The 18,746-nt window shown below is 69.0% G+C and carries 14 protein-coding genes and 1 pseudogene; 7 read left to right on the top strand and 8 right to left on the bottom strand.

Going from position 1 to position 18,746, the window contains the following annotated elements; all coding sequences use genetic code 11:
* Window positions 1–18: 18 nt before the first annotated feature.
* From ABH937_RS16820 to ABH937_RS16810, 3 genes are all read right to left on the bottom strand, one after another.
* The gene (locus ABH937_RS16820; RefSeq protein WP_370218661.1) at window positions 19–2,208 is read right to left on the bottom strand and encodes an MMPL family transporter; all 2,190 of its coding nucleotides are present in this window, start codon (window positions 2,206–2,208) and stop codon (window positions 19–21) included.
* A 97-nt stretch (window positions 2,209–2,305) separates the two neighbouring features.
* Complete coding sequence (locus tag ABH937_RS16815; protein WP_280690949.1) at window positions 2,306–3,961, bottom strand: alkaline phosphatase family protein; 1,656 nt, start codon at window positions 3,959–3,961, stop codon at window positions 2,306–2,308.
* Between the two features lie 137 nt (window positions 3,962–4,098).
* Entirely contained in the window at window positions 4,099–4,791 is a 693-nt protein-coding gene (locus tag ABH937_RS16810; protein ID WP_370218660.1) for a TetR/AcrR family transcriptional regulator, read from the bottom strand.
* A gap of 252 nt (window positions 4,792–5,043) precedes the next feature.
* Between ABH937_RS16810 and ABH937_RS16805 the strand changes: the two genes are divergently transcribed.
* Window positions 5,044–5,688 (top strand): hypothetical protein, encoded by a 645-nt coding sequence (locus ABH937_RS16805; protein ID WP_370218659.1) that lies wholly within the window; start codon window positions 5,044–5,046, stop codon window positions 5,686–5,688.
* Here ABH937_RS16805 and ABH937_RS16800 read toward each other — a convergent pair whose 3' ends face one another.
* The 3 genes from ABH937_RS16800 to ABH937_RS16790 all read right to left on the bottom strand — a co-directional run bounded on the left by ABH937_RS16800 (window position 5,689) and on the right by ABH937_RS16790 (window position 8,262).
* Window positions 5,689–6,630: an N-acetylmuramic acid 6-phosphate etherase gene (locus ABH937_RS16800; protein ID WP_280690946.1), complete on the bottom strand. Its 942-nt coding sequence runs from the start codon at window positions 6,628–6,630 to the stop codon at window positions 5,689–5,691. It abuts the gene before it with no gap.
* A 91-nt stretch (window positions 6,631–6,721) separates the two neighbouring features.
* Complete coding sequence (locus ABH937_RS16795) at window positions 6,722–7,678, bottom strand: hypothetical protein (RefSeq protein WP_370218657.1); 957 nt, start codon at window positions 7,676–7,678, stop codon at window positions 6,722–6,724.
* Complete coding sequence (locus ABH937_RS16790; RefSeq protein WP_280690944.1) at window positions 7,675–8,262, bottom strand: SigE family RNA polymerase sigma factor; 588 nt, start codon at window positions 8,260–8,262, stop codon at window positions 7,675–7,677. Before ABH937_RS16790 ends, ABH937_RS16795 begins: the two co-directional genes overlap by 4 nt.
* A 138-nt stretch (window positions 8,263–8,400) precedes the next feature.
* Here ABH937_RS16790 and ABH937_RS16785 point away from each other — a divergent pair, with 138 nt between their 5' ends.
* The 3 genes and pseudogenes from ABH937_RS16785 (at window position 8,401) to ABH937_RS16775 (ending at window position 11,453) form a co-directional block, all read left to right on the top strand.
* Window positions 8,401–9,294: a phytanoyl-CoA dioxygenase family protein gene (locus tag ABH937_RS16785; RefSeq protein ID WP_370218656.1), complete on the top strand. Its 894-nt coding sequence runs from the start codon at window positions 8,401–8,403 to the stop codon at window positions 9,292–9,294.
* Between the two features lie 37 nt (window positions 9,295–9,331).
* Window positions 9,332–10,660 (top strand): annotated as a pseudogene (locus tag ABH937_RS16780) (ATP-binding protein); the annotation flags it as partial.
* A 421-nt stretch (window positions 10,661–11,081) separates the two neighbouring features.
* A complete protein-coding gene (locus tag ABH937_RS16775; RefSeq protein WP_280690942.1) occupies window positions 11,082–11,453 on the top strand; it encodes a hypothetical protein in 372 nt (123 codons plus the stop codon).
* 42 nt (window positions 11,454–11,495) lie between these two features.
* On the opposite strand, the gene fxsT is transcribed toward ABH937_RS16775, so the two are convergent.
* Window positions 11,496–14,180, bottom strand: coding sequence for an FxSxx-COOH system tetratricopeptide repeat protein (gene fxsT, locus ABH937_RS16770; protein WP_370218655.1), 2,685 nt, complete (start codon window positions 14,178–14,180; stop codon window positions 11,496–11,498).
* Entirely contained in the window at window positions 14,177–14,593 is a 417-nt protein-coding gene (locus ABH937_RS16765) for a hypothetical protein (RefSeq protein WP_280690938.1), read from the bottom strand. Before ABH937_RS16765 ends, fxsT begins: the two co-directional genes overlap by 4 nt.
* Before the next feature lie 562 nt (window positions 14,594–15,155).
* On the opposite strand from ABH937_RS16765, the gene ABH937_RS16760 reads away from it, so the two are divergent.
* From ABH937_RS16760 to ABH937_RS16750, 3 genes are all read left to right on the top strand, one after another.
* Window positions 15,156–15,350 (top strand): hypothetical protein, encoded by a 195-nt coding sequence (locus tag ABH937_RS16760; protein WP_370145932.1) that lies wholly within the window; start codon window positions 15,156–15,158, stop codon window positions 15,348–15,350.
* A gap of 1,213 nt (window positions 15,351–16,563) precedes the next feature.
* Window positions 16,564–18,039, top strand: coding sequence for an RNA-directed DNA polymerase (locus tag ABH937_RS16755; RefSeq protein ID WP_280690937.1), 1,476 nt, complete (start codon window positions 16,564–16,566; stop codon window positions 18,037–18,039).
* A gap of 7 nt (window positions 18,040–18,046) precedes the next feature.
* On the top strand, window positions 18,047–18,562 hold the full coding sequence (locus ABH937_RS16750; protein WP_280690936.1) for a hypothetical protein: 516 nt from the start codon (window positions 18,047–18,049) through the stop codon (window positions 18,560–18,562).
* Window positions 18,563–18,746 lie beyond the last annotated feature (184 nt).

The following is an 18,746-nucleotide window of genomic DNA, read 5'->3' as shown; positions in this document are numbered from 1 at the left end:
GTGCCCGCTGACGCGCCGTCAGTCGCCTTCGACGTTCACCGTCGGCAGCATCCGGTCCAGCCGGCGCGGCATCCACCAGGCGCGCTCACCCAGCAGCGTCAGCACCGCGGGGACCAGCAGCAGCCGGACCACGGTGGCGTCGACCAGCACGCTGACGGCCAGGCCCAGGCCCAGCATCTTGACCACGATGTTGTCGCTCAGGATGAAGGCCGCGAAGACGCTGACCATGATCAGCGCGGCACAGGTGATCACCCGGGCGGTGATCTCCAGGCCGTGCGCCACGGCGTCGCGGCTGTTCCGGGTCCGGGTCCAGTCCTCGTGCACCCGGGAGAGCAGGAAGACCTCGTAGTCCATGCTCAGGCCGAAGACGATGGCGAACATCATCATCGGCACGTAACTCTCGATCGGTACCTTGCCGTTCACCCCGAGCGCCGGGCCGCCCCAGCCCCACTGGAAGACCGCCACCACCACGCCGTACGAGGCCCCGATCGAGAGCAGGTTGAGCACGGCCGCCTTGACCGCCACCAGCAGGCCGCGGAAGACCACCAGGATGATGATGAACGCCAGGCCCACCACCACCGCGATGATGCCCGGCAGCCGCGCCGCGACCAGCTCCAGGAAGTCCAGCTGGGCCGCGGTGGTGCCGGTCAGGTAGCTCTTGGCGGTCGTTCCGGTGGTGCCCTGCGGCAGCGCGGTGTTCTTGAGGTGGTTGAAGAGGTTGGTGGTCGCGGCCTCCTGCGGCGCGCTGGTGGAGATCGCGGTGGCGATCAGCACCTGCCCGTCCGAGGTCGGCTGCAGCGGGCTGATGCTGGCCGCGTTCGGCACGCCGGTGAGGGAGTGCTGAAGGTTGGTCAGCAGCGTGGCGCGGTCCGCGGCGGGGACCGCGCTCTGGTCGACCACGATGGTCAGCGGCCCGTTGGCGCCGGGACCGAAGCCTTCGGAGATCAGGTCGAAGGCGCGCCGGTCGGTGAAGGTGATCGGATCGGCGCCGTCGTCGATGTGGCCGAGCCGGATCGAGAAGAGCGGGATCGCCAGCACCCCGATCACCACCAGGCCGCCGGCCAGGAACCACCACGGGCGGCGCTCGACCCGGCGGGCGTAGCGGTGCCAGAAGCCGGCGCCCTGCTCGGCGGGGACCGCGCTGACCTCCGCCACCGGGGTGCGCAGGCAGAACCGGTCGATCCGCCGTCCGATCAGCCCGAGCAGCGCGGGGACCAGGGTGATCGCGCCGAGCACCGCGGTGATCACGGTGACCATCGCGGCCACGCCCAGCTTGCCGATGAAGCTCACCCGGGAGACCGAGAGCCCGGCCAGCGCGATCACCACGGTGCAGCCGGAGACCACCACCGCCCGCCCGCTGGTGGCCACCGCCTGTCCGGCGGCACTTGTCGGGTCGACCCCGTCCATCAGCAGTTGGCGGTGTCTGGTGATCAGGAAGAGCGCGTAGTCGATGCCCACGCCCAGCCCGATCATGGTGGCCAGGGTCGGCGAGACGCTCGCGAAGGTGAAGGCGATCGCCAGCAGGCTCAGGCAGCTCAGCCCGACGATCACCGCGAGCAGCGCGCTGAGCAGCGGCAGCCCGGCGGCGATCAGGCTGCCGAAGCCGATCACCAGCACCACCACGGCCACCGCGAAGCCGATCGCCTCGCTGGTCAGGTCCTTGGCGTGCGGCCGGGCCAGCTCGCCGAGCGGCCCGCCGTACTCGACCTGGAGGCCGGCCGCCCGCATCGGCGCCACCGCCGCGTCCACGCCGGTCAGGTAGCCGGTGCCGTAGACCGTGGGGTTGGCCTCGAACCGGACGGTGACGTAGCCGATGGTCTGGTCGGCGGAGAGCGCGCCGGTGGGCGGGGCGCCGGGGGCGGGCAGCGGGTTCACCACGGAGAGCACGTGCGGCAGTTGTTGCAGCGCGGTGACGCTCTGGCCGATCGGTCCGGCCGCGGCGGTGAGCGGGCCGCTCGCGTCGCGCAGCACGATCTGCGAGCCGAAACCGCCGGAGGCCGGGGCGTGCGCGGCGAGCACCTGCTGGCCGGTGTGCGACTGCACTCCGGGCAGCGAGAAGTCGTCCGAGTAGCTGCCGCCGACGGCGTTCTGCAGCCCGTGCAGCCCGCCCAGCGCGACCAGCCAGCCGATGAGCACCACGGCCCAGTGGCGCGCGCACCACTGACCGAGCCGGTGGAGGCCGCCGGGCCTCTGGGTGAGCGTGGACATGGGCCCGACGGTAGGCCCTCCCGGCGCGGGGCCATCCGTGCGACATACGCCCAATCAGGTAGGCGGCCCGCGGCGGGGCCGCCCACCTGGTGGACGGTCAGCGGACCGGCAGCACCTTGGTGTTCTCCTCGCGCACGGCCTGCAGCGCCTGCGGGTTCAGGCCCAGCAGCTTGAGGATGGTCGGGGCGATCTGCTTGGTCTGCACCGGGGCCGCGTCACGCACGTGGTCCGGGGTGCCGGCGCCGGAGACCACCAGCGGCACGTCCAGGTCGTCGGCGTGCGCGCCGCCGTGCTCGGCCACCTTGCCGTGGCCGCCGGTGTAGACCACGCCGTACTGGCCGATCCCGAAGATGTCCGGCACCCGGGCGTCGCCCGGCTCGACGCCGAAGTACCGGGCTGCCGCGGCGCCCGCGTAGACCTTGCTCAGACCGCTCGCGGTGAAGGCCTTCGACGTGCCGTTGATGTCGTTGCCGGTGCCGTTCTGGGCGAGCAGGTAGTTCTTGGCGAACTCGGTGGCCGCGGCCGAGCGGTCGTTCAGCCAGAGCAGCATGCCGTCGTCGTCCACGGCGTGGGCCACCAGGTCGCCGGCGGTCGGGTGCAGCTTCTTCCAGGCGGCGTTCAGCCCGTCCAGCAGCGGGCCGTCGTCGATCCGGGTCAGTGCGCTCGGGTCGGTGGGCGACTGGCCGTGCTTGGCGGAGAGCACGATGGTGGTGGAGTCGGCCAGGTGCTGCTTGCGCAGCTCGGCGGTGAGCGCGCCGATCTGGGCGTCGACGTAGGCCAGGTTCTTCGCCAGCAGCGGGCTGGGCACGTTCTTGGCGGTGTAGCCACCCGTCAGACCCTCGGACGTGGGCAGCTTCTGGGCGGTGGAGACCGACTGGAAGTTCAGGCCGAAGATCGCCGGGGTGCCGGTCCTGGTGGTGCGGCTGTGGTCGTAGCCGTCGATCTCGTTGAGCACGGCCTGAACCTTGTAGCCGTCGTACTGCTCGGTGGCCTGGTTGTCGGTGGTCCAGTCGCCGCCGGCCGGGTAGCCGGGGGCGTCGCTGTTGATCTCGGGCGTGAACAGGTCCTGGATCCCGGTGCCGGACGGGCCGTTGAGGATGTCGTAAGCCGCGTGCTTGTCCGACCAGGCGGTGCGCAGGCCGGCCTGGCTCGCCACCTCGAAGATGGTGTTCACCTGGAGGTAGGAGTGCGGGTAGACCGGCTTGCAGGTGGCCGGGTCGACCGGCAGCTTGCTCGGGTCGATCAGGGTCTGCGGCTGCCCGGTCATCGACAGGATGGAGCCCGGCAGGCCGGCCAGGCCCTGGCCGGCGTCGATCGAGGCCTTGTTCCTGTCCAGGTCCTCGGTCAGGTCCACCTCGACACCGGGCTTGACGCCCTTGCAGTCGGTGGTGCCGGCCGGCAGCAGCTTGGCGTTGTAGGTGTCGTCGTAGTAAACGCCGGTGGTGCCGGGGCCGCCGCCGGTGGCCTGGGCGACCATGCCGGGGAAGGAGTCGGAGGGGGTCGTCGTCTGCGCGTTGGTGTACTCCACGCCGCCGCCGACCAGGCGGGCCAGCGCCGACTGCGGGTGCTGCGCGACGTACCAGCTCAGGTCGGACTGGTGCAGCCCGTCGACCGAGATCAGCAGGACGTGCTTGGCGGCACCGTGCTGCCGTGCGGCGGCCGGGGCGGCGGCCAGCGCCGGGGCGACGGTGCCCAGGGCGAGTGCGCCGGTGGTGCTGAGGACTGCGGCGAGGCGGATGGAGCGTCGGTTCACGGCTTCTCCTGGTGCTCACAGTGCGGGCGGCAAGGGCTCGCGCTATGACTATGGGTCGGCCGTGTACCAGGGGCGGCCGGCGACTGAACGCCTGGCGAAGCCTGCCTGGGCCTTCGGCGGAGGCCCTCGGCGGGGGCCTACGGCGCGGCGGGCAGCGCGATGCCGTCCAGCAGCAGCCGCAGGATGCCCTGCAGCTCCCCGGTCAGCGCCTCGGGCCCGGTGGGGTCGGGCCCGTCCGCCCAGCGGTGGAGCGCGCCGAGGTAGAGGTCGTGCAGCAGGTCGCCGACCTGTTCGGGCGCCGGCCCCGGGCGTAACTCGCCCTGTGCGATACCCGCTCCGACGATCCGGGCGAAGGTCTGCGCGACGTACGGCTGCCGCAGGATCGGGCGCCCCGCCTTGCCCGAGGCCCGCAGCATGGCCACGGTGAGCTCCCGCTGCGCCGAGTCGAGCCCGCCGAGCACGGCCATGCAGCGGGTCAGCTGCGCGAGCGGGCTGCTGCTGCCGCGCCGGCCCTCGGCCAGCAGCACCATCAGGTGGTGGCCCCGCTGCTCGCTCCAGGCGGTGATCAGATCCTCTTTGCGCTGGAAGTAGTTGAAGAAAGTGCCGCGGGCCACATCGGCGCGCTCGACGATGTCCTCGATCGAGGTGTGCTCGTAGCCCTTGGCCATGAAGAGGTCGACGGCGGCGGTGTACAGGCGTTCGCGGACCCGCTGCTTGTTGCGTTCGCGGCGGCCCAGGCTGGGGGCGGCGGGCGGGCGCGGGTCCATGGTGTCTCCGTTCGGCTCGACCCGGTCGGCTGGGGCGGTGGCCTGCACCGACGCGGTTTTCATACCACGGTCTGAATATCAGACCCGGTTCCCCGCGACGCCGAGCCACCGAGCAGTCGAATGAATTAACAGACATAACGTCAAGTCACCTGTCTGACCTGCGTAGTAGACGTGTTTGACCAGAAAAGCTTTGACTGCGGACCAAGTTAGGACTTGCGTTCATCGATTGGCTGCCATCTATGATTGACGTGCGGTCAGATCGCCTTGCAGACAAGGAAGCTGGGCGCCCGAGTGAGGAGAGTCGAGGTGTGCGCCGTGGTGCCAGTGATGGAGCCGGCCGAGCCGCCGCCGCTGAGACCGTGGTCCTATCCCGAGGTGACGCGGCTGCTGCTCACCTTCGACGGCTCGGCCAACCGGCTGCTGGCGAGCCTGGTCGGCAGCCCCGTGCGCGCGGTGGTGGACGGCCAGCAGCCCCTCGTGCCGGCGGTCATCCCGTCGGCGGTGCGCGAGGCGCTCGCGGGTGAGGGCGGGGCTGTCCCGCTGCTGCTGCGCCGTTGCCGGCTGGTCACGCCCCAGGGAGTCACGGTCAGCAGCAGCCGGATCTACCTGCCCGCCCGGCAGGCGGAGTCGCTGCTCCCGTCGCCCGGGGTGCCGCTGCTTCACCATCTCGCCCAGCAGCAGCTCGCGTTGAGCTGTCGCCCGGTCTCCTTCGCGCCCCGGCGCTGGTCCTACGGCGCCGGGCGGCAGTGGAGCGTGGGGCGGGACTACCTGGTCGACTGCCGCGGCGGGACGCGGATCTGGGTCAGCGAGCAGTTCAGCCCCGACTGCATCCCGCCCGCCGCCGCGCCGGGCCTGGGCACGGCGCCCGACCTGACGGCGCCCGACCGGACAGCGCCCGACCTGACGGCACCCGACCGGACACCGCCTGCGGGCGAACGCCCTGATCAGCCCGCCCCCTGATCAGCCCGCCTCGACGCCTTCGACGGTGGCTCGGCCCAGCTCCCGCACCGCCGCCCACGGCCGGCCGTGGTTGCGCTCCAGCGCCGCCCTGGCCCGCTCCGGGGTGCTGCCGCCGACCAGCGCCACCAGCGCCGTCGGCGTCTGCCCGCCGCAGGCGTCGAGCGCCTCCTCGGCCTGGTGTCGCGATACTTGACAGGCCGTCATCAGGTTCCGGACGGCTCGCTCGCGCAGCTTGGTGTTGGCGGCCGAGGCGGTGATCATCAGGTTGGACCAGGTGCGCCCGCTGCGTACCATCAGCGCGGTCGAGAAGGCGTTGAGGGCGAGTTTCTGGGCGGTTCCCGCCTTCATCCGGGTGGAGCCGGTGACCACCTCGGGTCCGGTGTCCAGCAGGACGTGCAGGTCCGCGAAGGCGGCCGCCGGAGCGTGCGGATTGCCGGACAGCAGCGCGGTCGTCGCCCCCACCGCGCGAGCTGCCCGCAGCGCGGCGGTCACGTACGGGGTGCCGCCGCCGGCGGTGATGCCGATCGCCAGGTCGCGCTCGTCCGCGGGCTGCCGCTCCGCCGGGTCGGGCGGCTCGTCCTCGGCGCCCTCCCGGGCGACGGCGGCCGTTCGGTGGCCGCCCGCCAGGTGCGCGACGAAGTGCTCCTCGCCCACCCCGTAGGTCGGCCCCAGCTCCACGGCGTCGCCGAGCGCGAGCCGTCCGCCCGTCCCGGCGCCGAAGTAGTGCACCCGGCCGCCCGCGCGCAGCGTCCGCAGCCCCGCCTCGACCAGCTCGGCCAGCTGCGGCAGCGCGGCCCGCACCGCGCCCGGCACGGTGGCGTCCTGATCGTTGATCAGCTCCAGGATCGCGGTGGTGTCCATCCGATCCAGCTCCAGGCTGGCCGGATTGCGGTGCTCGGTGGGCGGGAGCAGGGCTGACGGGTCGTCGAAGTCCAGGGACACGAGGGCTCCCTCGGGTGAGCGGCAGCGGCCGTCAGCAGTCTGCCACCCGGGGCGCTCCCAGGGCGCTGGACGGGGCACGGCAGGTCGGGAGTCACTCGCCGGTGAACAGGCTGACCGTCCCAATGGCCGTGGGCACCCCGCTGCTCTGCTGCACCAGCGGGTGGTCGACGCCGTCGCCCGGAGCGTCGCAGCGCAGCGACGTCCGGTTGTCGCCGGGCAGCGTGATCCTGGTCCGCCAGATGCCCGGGCGGCTCTGCGTCCAGAGGACTTCGGCGATGCCCGGGGTGTGGTCGAGACTGAGGACCCGGGCACCGCCGCCGCAGGGCGGCGCCAGCAGGATCAGGGCGACGTTGTCGGTGGGGACGCCGACGGCGAGCGCGATGGGTGCGGTGGGCGTGCTCGGCGCGGGCCAGTCGGCCAGCAGCAGCAGTGACTGATCGGTCAGGCCCTGCTCGGCGTTCCGATCGCTGTGCAGCAGCAGGATCCGGCGCCGCCCGTCCGGCTCCCGGCCGGCCACCAGCAGCAGGAACCCGCTGGGTGTCGGCTCCTGGTCGAGCAGCCGCACCTCGTCGTGCGGGCCGCTGTCCTTGCTGTCCCAGAACGCCTGCAGTGCCGCCGAGCTGTCCGGGGCGGTCGCTGTGCCGCTCGCCGCGTTGCCCGCCGGGCTGCTCGCCTGGTCGGAACTCGTGCCGGCTGCCGTGCCGCCGGTCGGGCGGGCTGTCGAGTCGGCCGCCCACCAGGGCGTGTCGGACGCTGCCGTCGCGGTCGGCCGCGCGCCGGGCGGACCGGTCACCGACGGTCCGTCGGCGGCGGGGACGATCACCCGGCTGTCGCGGCTCGGCAGCGAGAGGCCGAGCGAGGCGGCCAGCACCACGGCCGCGCCGGCCGCGACCGCCGCTGCCACGGTGGCCCGGCGCCGGCGCCGGTGCAGCGCGATCCGCTGCCGCACCCGGTACTGGAAGTCCGGCGGCGGCAGTTCGATGGAATCCGCGATGGCGGCCAGTTCCGTCTGCAGCCGTGCCTCGAAGCGCTCGGTCGAGGAGTTCATCGGGCCGCTGCCTGGATCGCGCGCCGCGGGGCCTCGGTGGCCTGCGGGGCGGGTGGTTGCCGGTCCATCGCGGCCCGCAGTTGGGCGAGCCCGCGGGAGCTCAGCCGCTTGATGTTGCCCACCGAGCAGCCGAGGGTCTGCGCCGTCTCCTGCTCGGTCAGTCCCACGTAGTGCCGCAGCACCACGGCGGACCGGGTGCGCGGGGCGAGTTCGGCCAGCGCACGGCGCAGCAGGTCGCGGTCGTCCACGGCGCCGGCCGGCTCGCGCTGGCCGGTCTCCGGCAGGTGCAGGGTGAGGATCTCCTGGAGTCGGCGCCGACGCACCGTGCTGATGTGCGTGTTGACGATCGCGGCTCGCACGTAGGCCTCCTCTCTGCCCTGGGAGGTGGCCTGGTCCCAGCGCCGGTAGCAGTTGGCGAGCGTGGTCTGCAGCAGGTCCTCCGCCAGGCCCCGGTCGTTCGTCAGCAGGTGGCACAGGCGCAGCAGGGAGGGCGAGCGGGCCAGCACGAACTCCTCGAATCTGGTCTCCCGCTCGCTGCGCCGCACGAAGGTCCCCCGCTTGTCCCGCGCGGAGCCGTTCGCCACCGCACCATCCAACAACGCGTTGTGCGGCGAGCCGGTTGTATCCGGGGGCTGTGGCGGTGGTCACACCGATCGAGGTCAACCGGGCGGACCGGGGCCGCGTTCTCTAGGACGCAATCAGCCGGTACAGGGGGAGAGTTCATGACCAAGAGCGCCACGGCGACGCTGCGTCCGATGACCGGGGAGCAGCGCGCGCGGTTCGAGCGGGACGGCTACCTGGTGATCCGGGGCGCCCTCGACGAGCACGAAGTCGCCCGGTACGCGGACGCGTTGGACCGGCTGCACGCCGAGGAGCGCGCGGCCGGCCGGGTCGGGCCCGGCGGCTCGATGCACCGGCTCTGCGCGGTGGCCGGACTGCCGCAGGCGGTGCACCTGATCGACCATCCGCGGACCTTCCCGCTGGTCTGGTCGGTGCTCGGCTGGAACGTGCACGTCTACCACTCGCACCTGGACGTGCACCCGCCGATCCGGGTCCCCAAGCCCTACCGCTTCGAGTGGCACCAGGACGGCGGCCGGCAGAACCGCGAGCTGGAGACGGAACCGCGCCCGCGCCTGTCGGTCAAGGTCGCCTTCTGGCTCTCCGACGTCTCCGAGCCGGGCCGCGGCAACTTCAAGGTGGTCCCCGGCAGCCACCTGGCCAATCGGATCGACGGGCCGCCGCGCCGTGACGTCCCGTGGCCCGAGCCGGTCGGCGCCGTCGAGGTCACCGTCGCCGCCGGTGACGCCGTCTTCTTCGACCGTCGGCTCTGGCACACCAGGACCGACAACCACTCGGAGCTGACCCGCAAGGGCATCTTCTTCGCCTACGCGCACCGCTGGCAGCACAGCCGCGACGAGAACACCGAGCTGCTCGCCACCCCGGCGGCCGCCGGTTTCACCCCGGTCCAGCGCCAGCTGCTCGCCGCCCCGCTGGCCGGCCCGGGCCAGTCTCCGGGCGACCACCAGTGGGGCCATCACCCGGACACCACCCCGCTGCACGGCTACCTGGCCTCGCGCGGCCTGCTCGACCCGCACTACCCGCCGCTGCAGCCCTGACCGGCGCCGATGCGGGCCCCGGCGTTCCAGCGGCGGCCCGCCGCTCCCGCGCCGAGAATGGAGGTCCGGACGGGGCGAGGTGAACACGATGCCGGTATGGCACCTGCGGGACTATCGCGAAGCCGACCTCGACCAGGCGATCCAGATCTGGGACCAGAGCCGCCAGGCCGACGGCGAGGTCCCGATCTTCCCGGTCTCCGAGGTGATGGCCGCCGCGGCAGCCGACCAGGCGAGCGTGGTCGCCGCGGTCGGCGACGAGGTGATCGGCATGGTGGTCGCCCAGCCGCGCGGCGACCGCGCCTGGGTGCTGCTGGTGGCCCTCGCCTCGCAGTGGCGCAACCGTGGAGTCGGCAGCGCGCTGCTGGCCGAGGTCGAGCGGCGCCTGCGAGCGGTCGGCGTGCGCCGGATCAGCGTGCTGCTGCCCGAGGGCGCCACCGGGACGAAGGCCCTGGAGAACTCCGGCTACCTGGTCCGCAACGGCCTGGCCTACTACGAGCGGATCGAGCCCCCGGGCGCGGCCGACGCCGACGCGCTCGCGGTGCTGGGCGGCCGGATGCTGCCGGGCGGGCTCTGGGAGGCCATGGCCGGCATGGAGAGTGAGAAGCAGGTCGTCGAACGCCGGGTCGTGCTCCCGCTGGTGGAGCCGGCGGTGGCCGAGCGCTACGGGGTCGCCCCGCCCAAGGCGGTGATCCTCTTCGGCCCGCCCGGCACCGGCAAGACCAGCTTCGCCAAGGCGGTGGCCTCCCGGCTCAGTTGGCCATTCGTGGAGCTCTTCCCGTCCCGCCTGGCGGCGGCCACCGACGGCGGACTGGCCGTCGCCCTGCGGGACGCTTTCGCCGACCTCGCCGGGCTGGACGCGGTGTTGCTCTTCATCGACGAGGTGGAGGAGATCGCCGGGATCCGCTCCGGCAAGGCGGTCGACCCCGGACACGGGGTCACCAACGAGCTGCTCAAGATCATCCCGGGCTTCCGCGAGCACGAGGCCCGTCTACTGGTCTGCGCCACCAACTCGATCCGCTCGCTGGACCCGGCCTTCCTGCGACCGGGCCGCTTCGACTACGTGATCCCGATCGGCCCACCCAACCCGGCCGCCCGCGCGGCCATCTGGGCCCGCTACCTGGGCCCCGCCGCCTCGGTGGACCTGGACCACCTGGTGCGGGCCAGCGAGCTCTTCACCCCCGCCGACATCGAGTTCGCCGCCCGAAAAGGCGCCCAGGCAGCCTTCGAACGCGAACTCACCCACCACCAGGGAACCCCCGCCACCACCGACGACTACCTCACCGCCATCGCCGACACCCGGCCCACCCTCACCCCGCAGGCCATCGCGGAGTTCAACGACGACATCGAGGCGTACAGCCGCTTCTGAGGAGGGGGGGCGGGGGCGAACTCCGGTGCTGGCCGAGCCCTGGCCGGGGGCGCCGGCCAGGTCGCCCGGGTCACCCGTGGTCGGTCTCGCCGCGGTGCTGATGGGGCGTCAGTAGCAGGCGCTCGGGAGTGGGATTCCATGATCCACTCCCCAACTCACTCCCGAGTGACCCTCAGAGGAGCCGGGAAACCAGTCAGGGCCGGTACTCCTTGCGGAGTACCGGCCCTGACTGGTGTTACTGGGTCGGGGTGGCGGGATTTGAACCCACGGCCTCTTCGTCCCGAATTACGGGCAGGGCGGTCGCCGAGGTCATTTGGGCTGTTCAGAAGTGGTGTCAGGTGCACTGAAGGCCACTACCGGACGGCCCGGTTGCTGTACTTTGCTGCTGTACTTCCGGAGCGCGAACCAGGAGTGGGGCGCGATGGACGAACGCATTCTCGCGATGATGGCAGCCGTGAGGTCGGGCGAGGCCGACAGGCTGGTGCATGCCGTGCACGGCATGGTGGATGCCAACCCCGAGGTCTCGGGACGTGAGGTTCTCCTCCAGCTCGAAGCGCTGGCCCAGAAGTCTCAGGAGTGGGCGAACAAGACAGTCGTGGCGAGCGAACCCGATCGGGATACGTGCGCCAAGTGTGGGCAGCCCATCGAGACCGACTCCCGGGACCGGGAGCGCTGGGACCACAGTTCCGATCGGAGCCGAGGCTGTCGAGCGGCAGATTTCACCGCCGAGGACGGCTGGAACGACGAGATCCCGCGCTCATGGGTGGCCAGTCCGCGGAAGCGTCGTTCCTGACCTTTGTTCCTCTGCCTGACGGCACGGCGAGATGGCGAGTCCTCAGAACGGCTGCGACTCCAGGTCCCGGTTGATCCGATTCCAACCGCGCGCGGAGACGGTGTTGGGGTGCTCCTCGCCCAGCTGTCGGATGAACTCGGTGAGCGCCCGAGCCCGCAGTTCGGCGGCCTGGGCGGTGCGGCCAAGCGCCCGTAGGGTGACCGCCAGGTTGGACTGGCAGCTGACCGCGTCCGGGTGGTGGCCATTGAAGCGCTCCGTGAGGCCGCGGTGGGCAGCCAGCTCCAGTTGCTCGGCCCTCGTGTACTCGCCGAGGTCGGCGTACGCGTTGGCTAGGTTGATCTTGGCGTTCAGGTCGTACGGGTGGTCGGGGCCCAGCACGCGCTGCAACGTACCCACCGTCCGCCGGCCGAGCTCGACCGCCTCCTCCACCTCGCCGCTGCCGCGCAGGTAGATCACCAGGTTGTTGGCGCAGGCCAGGGTGAACGGGTGCTCGAAGCCGAACAGCTGCTGGTGGCCGACGTGGACCTGGCGGGCCAGGTCGCGGGCGGCGTTCTTGTCGCCGCCCGCGCTGTAGTCGGCGGCCAGGTCGAGCGCGCAGGCCAGGGTGTCGGGGGCGTTTTCGCCGTAGCGCTCCCGGTAGCGCTCGTAGGTCTCCGTGATGATCCGGCGGGCCTCGGTCTGCCGGCCGGCCTTGCGCAGCGAGACGGCCAGTGACGTGGCGTTGCGCAGGATCTCCGGCGCGTTGATGTCGAGCACCTCGGCGAGGGCCTCCACCACCTCCTGGTGGATCGTCACCGAGGCCTCGTAGTCGCCCGCCGCGCGCAGGTCGCGGGCCAGGTTGGACTTGCTGGAGAGGGTGTACGGGTGCTTCGGGCCGAGCACCAGGGCGCGCCGGTCCAGGGTGTCCTGGTCCAGCTCCTGGGCGGCCAGGGCGTCGCCCGTCAGCCGGTAGTCGATGGCCAGGTTGTTGGCGCAGGACAGGGTCCGCGGGTTGTCCTCGCCGAGTTGCTCGCGGAGCCGCTGCAGCGTTTCCCGGTCCAGCGCCAGCGCTTGGTGGAAGTCGCCGACCGTGCGCAGGTCGGCGGCCAGCGAGCTGGCCGTCCTCAGGGTGTACGGGTGATGCTCGCCGAGCACCCGCTTCTGTCGCTCGAGGGTGTCCTGGTCCAGCTGTTGCGCTAGGGCGTACTGGCCCTGCGTGCGCATCACGTTGGCGAGCTGGAAGCGCAGTAGCAGGATCTGGGGGTCGTCATCGCCGAGCTTGGCGGTCCAGGCCTCCTCCAGTAGGTCGCCGGTGTGGCGGGCCTGCTGGAACTCCCCGCGCCTCCACAGGTAGCGGACCCGGTCGATCATCAGCTCGCGGGTGTCCGGCTCGTCGCAGTTGTGTGCCCGGGAAGGTGACAGGTGCGGCCAGATCTCCTCGAAGGCGGGCCAGTTGGCCGGGTCGTCGGCGTCGCCGGTGACCGGTCGGGCGCCGATCAGGATCCGGTGCACTTCGTGCGCCGCGGTGCTCTTCTCGTCCTCGCTCATGCCGCTGCGGACCACGGCCTGCACCAGGCGGTGCACCTGGACACTGTCGTTTGCCGTGTCGACCCTGGCGAGCCCGTATCGGCTGACCGCACGCAGGACCTTGCCGAGCATGAAGCCCTCGGCCAGTTCCCGGTCGTACGGCTCCAGGGCCAGCCGCATCGACTCGGAGTAGAAGAAGTGCCTGAGCGAGATCGGCTCGGGCCCGAAGAAGGCTAGCAGTTCCAACAGCCGGACGGCAGCTGGTGACTGCTCGCGCAGCCTGGCGATCGAGACGTTCCAGGTCTGACCGACCGGGGCCGGGTAGTCCAGCGGGGGCTCGCCGGCGGCGAGGGCCCTGGGGGCAGCGGCCTTCAGTTGGGTGAGATAGGTGTCCACAGGGATCCCGGTGGTCGCCAGCCAGGCGGCGGCGACCTCGACGGCCAGCGGCAGGTCGCCGACCTCGCGGGCAACCCGGGCCGCGTCCTCCTCGGACAGGCCGGGGACCCGGTTGCATAAATGCTCGATGCTCTCCGATCGGTCGAACACGTCTACCGGCAGCACCTGAGCCAGCCCGGACCAGTTCGGGTTTCGGGAAGTAATCAGGGTGTGTCCGGGGCCGTCGATGAAGAAGCGGCGAACATCGGCGGGGGCATCGGCATTGTCGAAGATCAGCAGCCATCGGGTGGTTGGCACGCCCCGGCGCAGTGCATCCTGGGCTGCTTCCGCCGCCTTCTCGACGTCACCGCCGACGGGGAGGAGTATCCGCTCAGCCAGTTGGGCGAGGGCAGACGTGATCAGCTCGGTCTGTTCGGCATCGATCCACCAGATCAGGTCGTAATACGCCCTGTAGCGGTTCGCATACTCTGCGGCCAGTTGTGTTTTGCCGACCCCGCCAAGCCCCTGCAGGGTCTGGGGCGCCGCGGCCACCAGGGCCGTGGTGCCCTCGGCCAGCGTCGTGTGCAGTTCGGTCAGGACATCGTCGCGGCCGGTGAACGACGGATTCTTCTGGGGTGCGTTTGAGTACTTCGGGCCGATGCCGGCGGATGGTCCTCGCAGCTCGGGGCCGCTGTCGGCGGGCGTCGGTGTGCCTCCGGTAACGGTCTCGGCCGGCGTCAGGACCAAGTCGCCGTTCACGACCATGTCGATGTGCTGCGCAGCCAGTCCGCGGTGGCCCTTGGAATTGATCCAATACTTGGCGGGCGGCTCGTCGGGCAGCGTCACCGCTGAATCGTGGTGTTGTCACCGTTGATGACGGTGCCGATGTGCTGGGCGGCGATACCCCGTTCACCCGAGGCGGTGATCACGACCTGCGGGGTGGGCGGCAACATCGCGGCCACGTCCTCGCGGAGCCGGTCATCCTCACGCAGGGCGCGCTCGATCTGCCGCCGCAGGTCTGCGGCGGCCTCGGGGTTCTCCGGCTCGGCAGCGGCCTCCGCCACGGAAACGGTCAGGGCTGCCTGGTCCGAGCGTTGCCTCCGCTGCCACACGGTCTGAAGGATGCGCTGCCCGAGATTCGCCGTCGCGTCCACGGCAGCATCCTGCGCCCGTGTGAGCACAGCGGCCCCGTACGCGGTGACCGCAGCACTGACATAGGGCCCAGCCTGTTCAACCAACTGCACCAACTCGGCTGACATTCAGTCCCCTCCGGGGTCATGACTCTGCCTCTCAGCGAAATCTAACCCAACGCCGCCAAGGCGGCCAGAGTGCAAGGTCGTTGGGCTACGCTCGGGGCCCCAACGGGCGGCTTGGGAGGCCGTCCGGGGCGCGGACCGAGGAACTGCGTGCGCTGACCTGGAACCATCCGTTCCTCAATGCCTGCCGGACGCCGACCCGCCGGCGCCCCTCGCGCTGTCGCCCCGGTGCGTGGAGGCGCTGTGGGAGCACTGGGTGGACCAGGGCCGGGACCAGCTGGCAGTGGGGGACAAGTGGGAGGAGAACGACCTGGTCTGCCATTCGGACATCGGCAAGGAGCTGGACCCCTCCCACGTCCGCTGGGCCCTCCGGACGGCGATCGGCAGGGCCGAAGGCTGTACAGCAGCGCCTGCTCGGTCATGAGGTCAGGCTCTTGCGGCGGGCGCGCAAGGAGTACGTGGTTCGGCCTTGCCCGGAGCTGCGGCCCCAGCCTCCGGATGTGGCGATGTCCCAGCCACGCTGCTCACGCATCTGGCTGGCGAAGGTCCTGCGAGGACCCCGAAGGTGCTGGCCGATGAGCGGATCGGTCATCTCGACGGGTCGGTTCAGGCGCGGTACTCGCATGTGACGCAGGAGATGCGCGAGGAACTGATGGACGGCCTGACGCGGATCTGGGGGGCCGCTCTCGAAGCTCGCCGGCGGATGTCTCCCCGCTCACCCGTGGCCGTCCTCGACGCCCTACTGACGGGCCGCCAGTAGTAGGCCGCCGGGAGCGGGATTTGCATGATCCACTCCCGAGGCCACTCCCCGGGAGGCTTGAAAACCAGTCAGGGCCGGTGTCCCGCAAGGGACACCGGCCCTGACTGGTGTTACTGGGTCGGGGTGGCGGGATTTGAACCCACGGCCTCTTCGTCCCGAAGCAACTCGGACACTCACCCGACGTGAGGAAGGGGCGCCGATGACCTGCACAGACGGTGCGTGAGTGTCCGTGGTTGTGCGCGGGGGTACGGGGCCGTTGTAGCGCAGTTAGACACTCAACCCCGCATGGCTGCGAGACGCCCTGGCTGCTACTCGTCTGCTGGTGGGGTCCAGTCCATCCCGATCTTCTCCAACGACGTTAGGATCCACTCTCGGCCAGCTGGCCCGGCAACCTTCCAGGTCCAATCCATGGGTCGCCGGTTCTGCCGGTCTCGCCAGTGCCACCACCGACGTGCTCGGAAAGGATCAACCGGCATGTTGTGGCACAGGTCAGCCAACCACGCGATGCACGCAACGAAGTCGTCGTCGGGCCACGTGCTCAACGGCTTGCGCCGTCGCGCCATGGTTCGGATCTCGACCATCGCCCAACCATGCAGGTACGTGCCCGCTGTCCAGCCATCGACCCTGCGCTTGCGGTCCATGCTGTTCTGCCCCTGACTCTGTGATCGCTGCGGAACGGTACCGCCCCCTGTCGGGTTCGAACCGACGACCCCTGCTTTACAAGGATTGGCGCGGGGCACCCAGGCTGACCTTGGCCCTTCCGCCGATGGGCCTTCGCCTGGCTCTGGCCTCTTGATGGCTCTGACTGTCAGTCACATACCGTCCGATCCGGCACGGCTGTGGCACGCACCCCCCTGCCGCCCGCGCCTTCCTGGCCGCGAAGTCTGCCGGCAGCCAGGCCGCCATGGTGCCGTACCTCGCAGCTGTGTAGTCACACGCGTTGGTGGCTCGAACGCTGCTTATAAGCATGACTTTGCAGCACTCAAGATATTGCGCTTGCTGTCAATATGGCCTCCGATGCGAACAGCCGGCGCCACAAATCGGATAAATGATGCAAACCCATCAAATCCTCCAGGTATCGACATGAACCCACGAGATTGGCTCGGGCCGCTAGCCAGCAGCTGACTCATGCATGTAATCTCTGTTGGCTAAATGAAGATTTGCAGGTCTGCGCACCCAGCTTGGGTTCGCCTGACTAGCAAGAGGCCGAGCGATGAACGTTCCACGGGTCCTGGACTCTACATGGCGGCACCATTATCGGGGCCGCTATAACGAGGAGCTTCCGGACGTAATAGGCCTTGATGATCTGCGCCTATTCTGGCCTACGCTGTACAACTCACTCCTTTCTGACCTCCGGGCCGGAAATACTAGGATCGACAACATTGAAATAGTCGATCTCCCCAAGGATAAGATTTCCGTTCGCCCTCTAGTGCGCTTTTCCACGAGGGATCGGATTCTGTACGAGGTGCTCGTTTTTAGGCTGGCCAGGGCCGTGGACTCGCAAATCTTCGATTCCGTCTACAGCTACCGGTGGAGCCGAGGAAGCTTTTCATTCAAGAGTCCGATCGACATGTGGCTCCGGATGCAGCGATCAGCAGCGCGCCATCTCTCAAGAAATCCTGGTCACTATGTGGCCCGCACCGACGTTACATCCTTCTACGACAGCATCCACCTAGAAACATTGATGGATGATCTCGAGGCAGCTTCGGGGGAAAATGGCTGGGTCCGCATGCTCAGCAACTATCTAGACTCATTTCAATCTTTCCATAGCGCATGGGGAATTCCCCAGGGATCGGACGCTTCGGGCATACTTGCGAATCTCTACCTGCTGCCAGTCGACGAGCTACTTCGAAGGCGGGGCATTAAAAGTTTCCGATACTCTGACGACATGTATCTGTTTGGGCCGGACTTCTGGGTTCTCCGCGACGCCATCCTTCAGATAAACGATGTCCTTCGGTCGCGCCGACTGACCATGGCCTCACAAAAGACCATAATTATGGAGCCGGCCGAGGCTAAGGACTTCTTTGAAGATGCAGAGAAAGATGCCATCCAGTATGGAATCCGGGTCGGGAGCCCCGGCACGCCAGCCACGGTCCGAAGCTACTTCGACAAGGTCGTCGGCCAAGAAGAGATATCCGCGCGGGATCTTCGGTTCGCAATAAACAGGCTGAAGCGATTAGGAGATGACTACGCCCTCTCCTGGACCCTGGAGAACTCTCCCTCATTCCCTCATCTCGCGAGGGATTTCTTTCCCTACATAGCGAAGTTCACCGATACGAGAGGAAATGAAGTAAGGCGGAGTCTTGCATCGATGGCGCGAAGCGGGGCCATACGGCCATATCCTTATCTGCAATTCCAGGTAATCCGGATGGCCCTCAAGCATGGCATACGCGACCCCAGCATCCTTGACGCCGCATGGGAGATTCTAGAGGACAAAAATAGGGGAAGCCTGCCGAGAGAGTTTGCCGTGCGCTACATCGCTAGATCGGGAAGCCTTTCTAGTGGAATGCTCATGAAGCACAGGTTCGAAAACGAGCCGACAGAGTCCATGCGAAGAGCTCTAATGGTCGGCATGTACGAGTCTGGATACTTCCCCAAGAGGATATTCAGGCACCTATCCAGCGAAAGCGGTGCTCTCGGAGTTACTGCCGCCTACCTACAAAGCGAACCTGATATACCGATCGTGTGAGGCGAAAATGTCAAGCTCTGGTCAAATAAGCGCTCCCATCGACGCACTTAAAAGACTTGAAATCGATGCCCTATATAGCGCCCAGGCATATTTTGAGGCAGCAAAATCGGCAGACTTCTGGGGAAGGTTCATCGTCTTCTTTCCGGCGATCATTTCGGCCGCATCAGGGATCGCTACTGCAATTTTTTCCATCAAGTTCGGAGGTGCCCTCTCTGCGACCTCCGGAGCAGTTGCTGCAACAGCGTCGTTTATCGGTTCAGGTAAGCTTGCTGCTTCCTACCGAGAGTCGGCTCGGCAGTATACGGCGCTGAGGCATAATGCGCGGCTAGAGGCTTCAATCGGACTCTCCAGAGCAGCAGAAGAGCTGGAACAAGTAGTTCGATCGTTGAATAAAGTGCGAGAATCCATCGTCGCCAAGGACGAACCGGTGCCCAACAGGCTCTTCCGGCGCGCCTCGCGGCGAATTGGTGCCGGTATCACCTCCTATGAGCAGGCAGTCGCTGAGACTCCTCCTGTGCAGTAGCGGGCGCAGTGGGTGGCGGAGTCTCACTGAAAACGCGCAGCGCTGTGCGCGGCGCCTGAAGCTGCAGTAAAGGTCTTTATGCAATCACCCGCGGGCGCCGGCGCAGTCTGCAAGGTAGCGCAGTACCGGTGCAGTTGATTGGCCTGCAACCAGCAGAAATGGCGTGCAATGAGATTGGCTGACG

Origin of the sequence: Kitasatospora sp. GAS1066B, from assembly GCF_041262605.1 — a bacterium.
GTDB lineage: Bacteria > Actinomycetota > Actinomycetes > Streptomycetales > Streptomycetaceae > Kitasatospora.
Note: the sequence above shows the minus strand (reverse complement) of the source record. Positions and strands in the feature narration are given on the sequence as shown.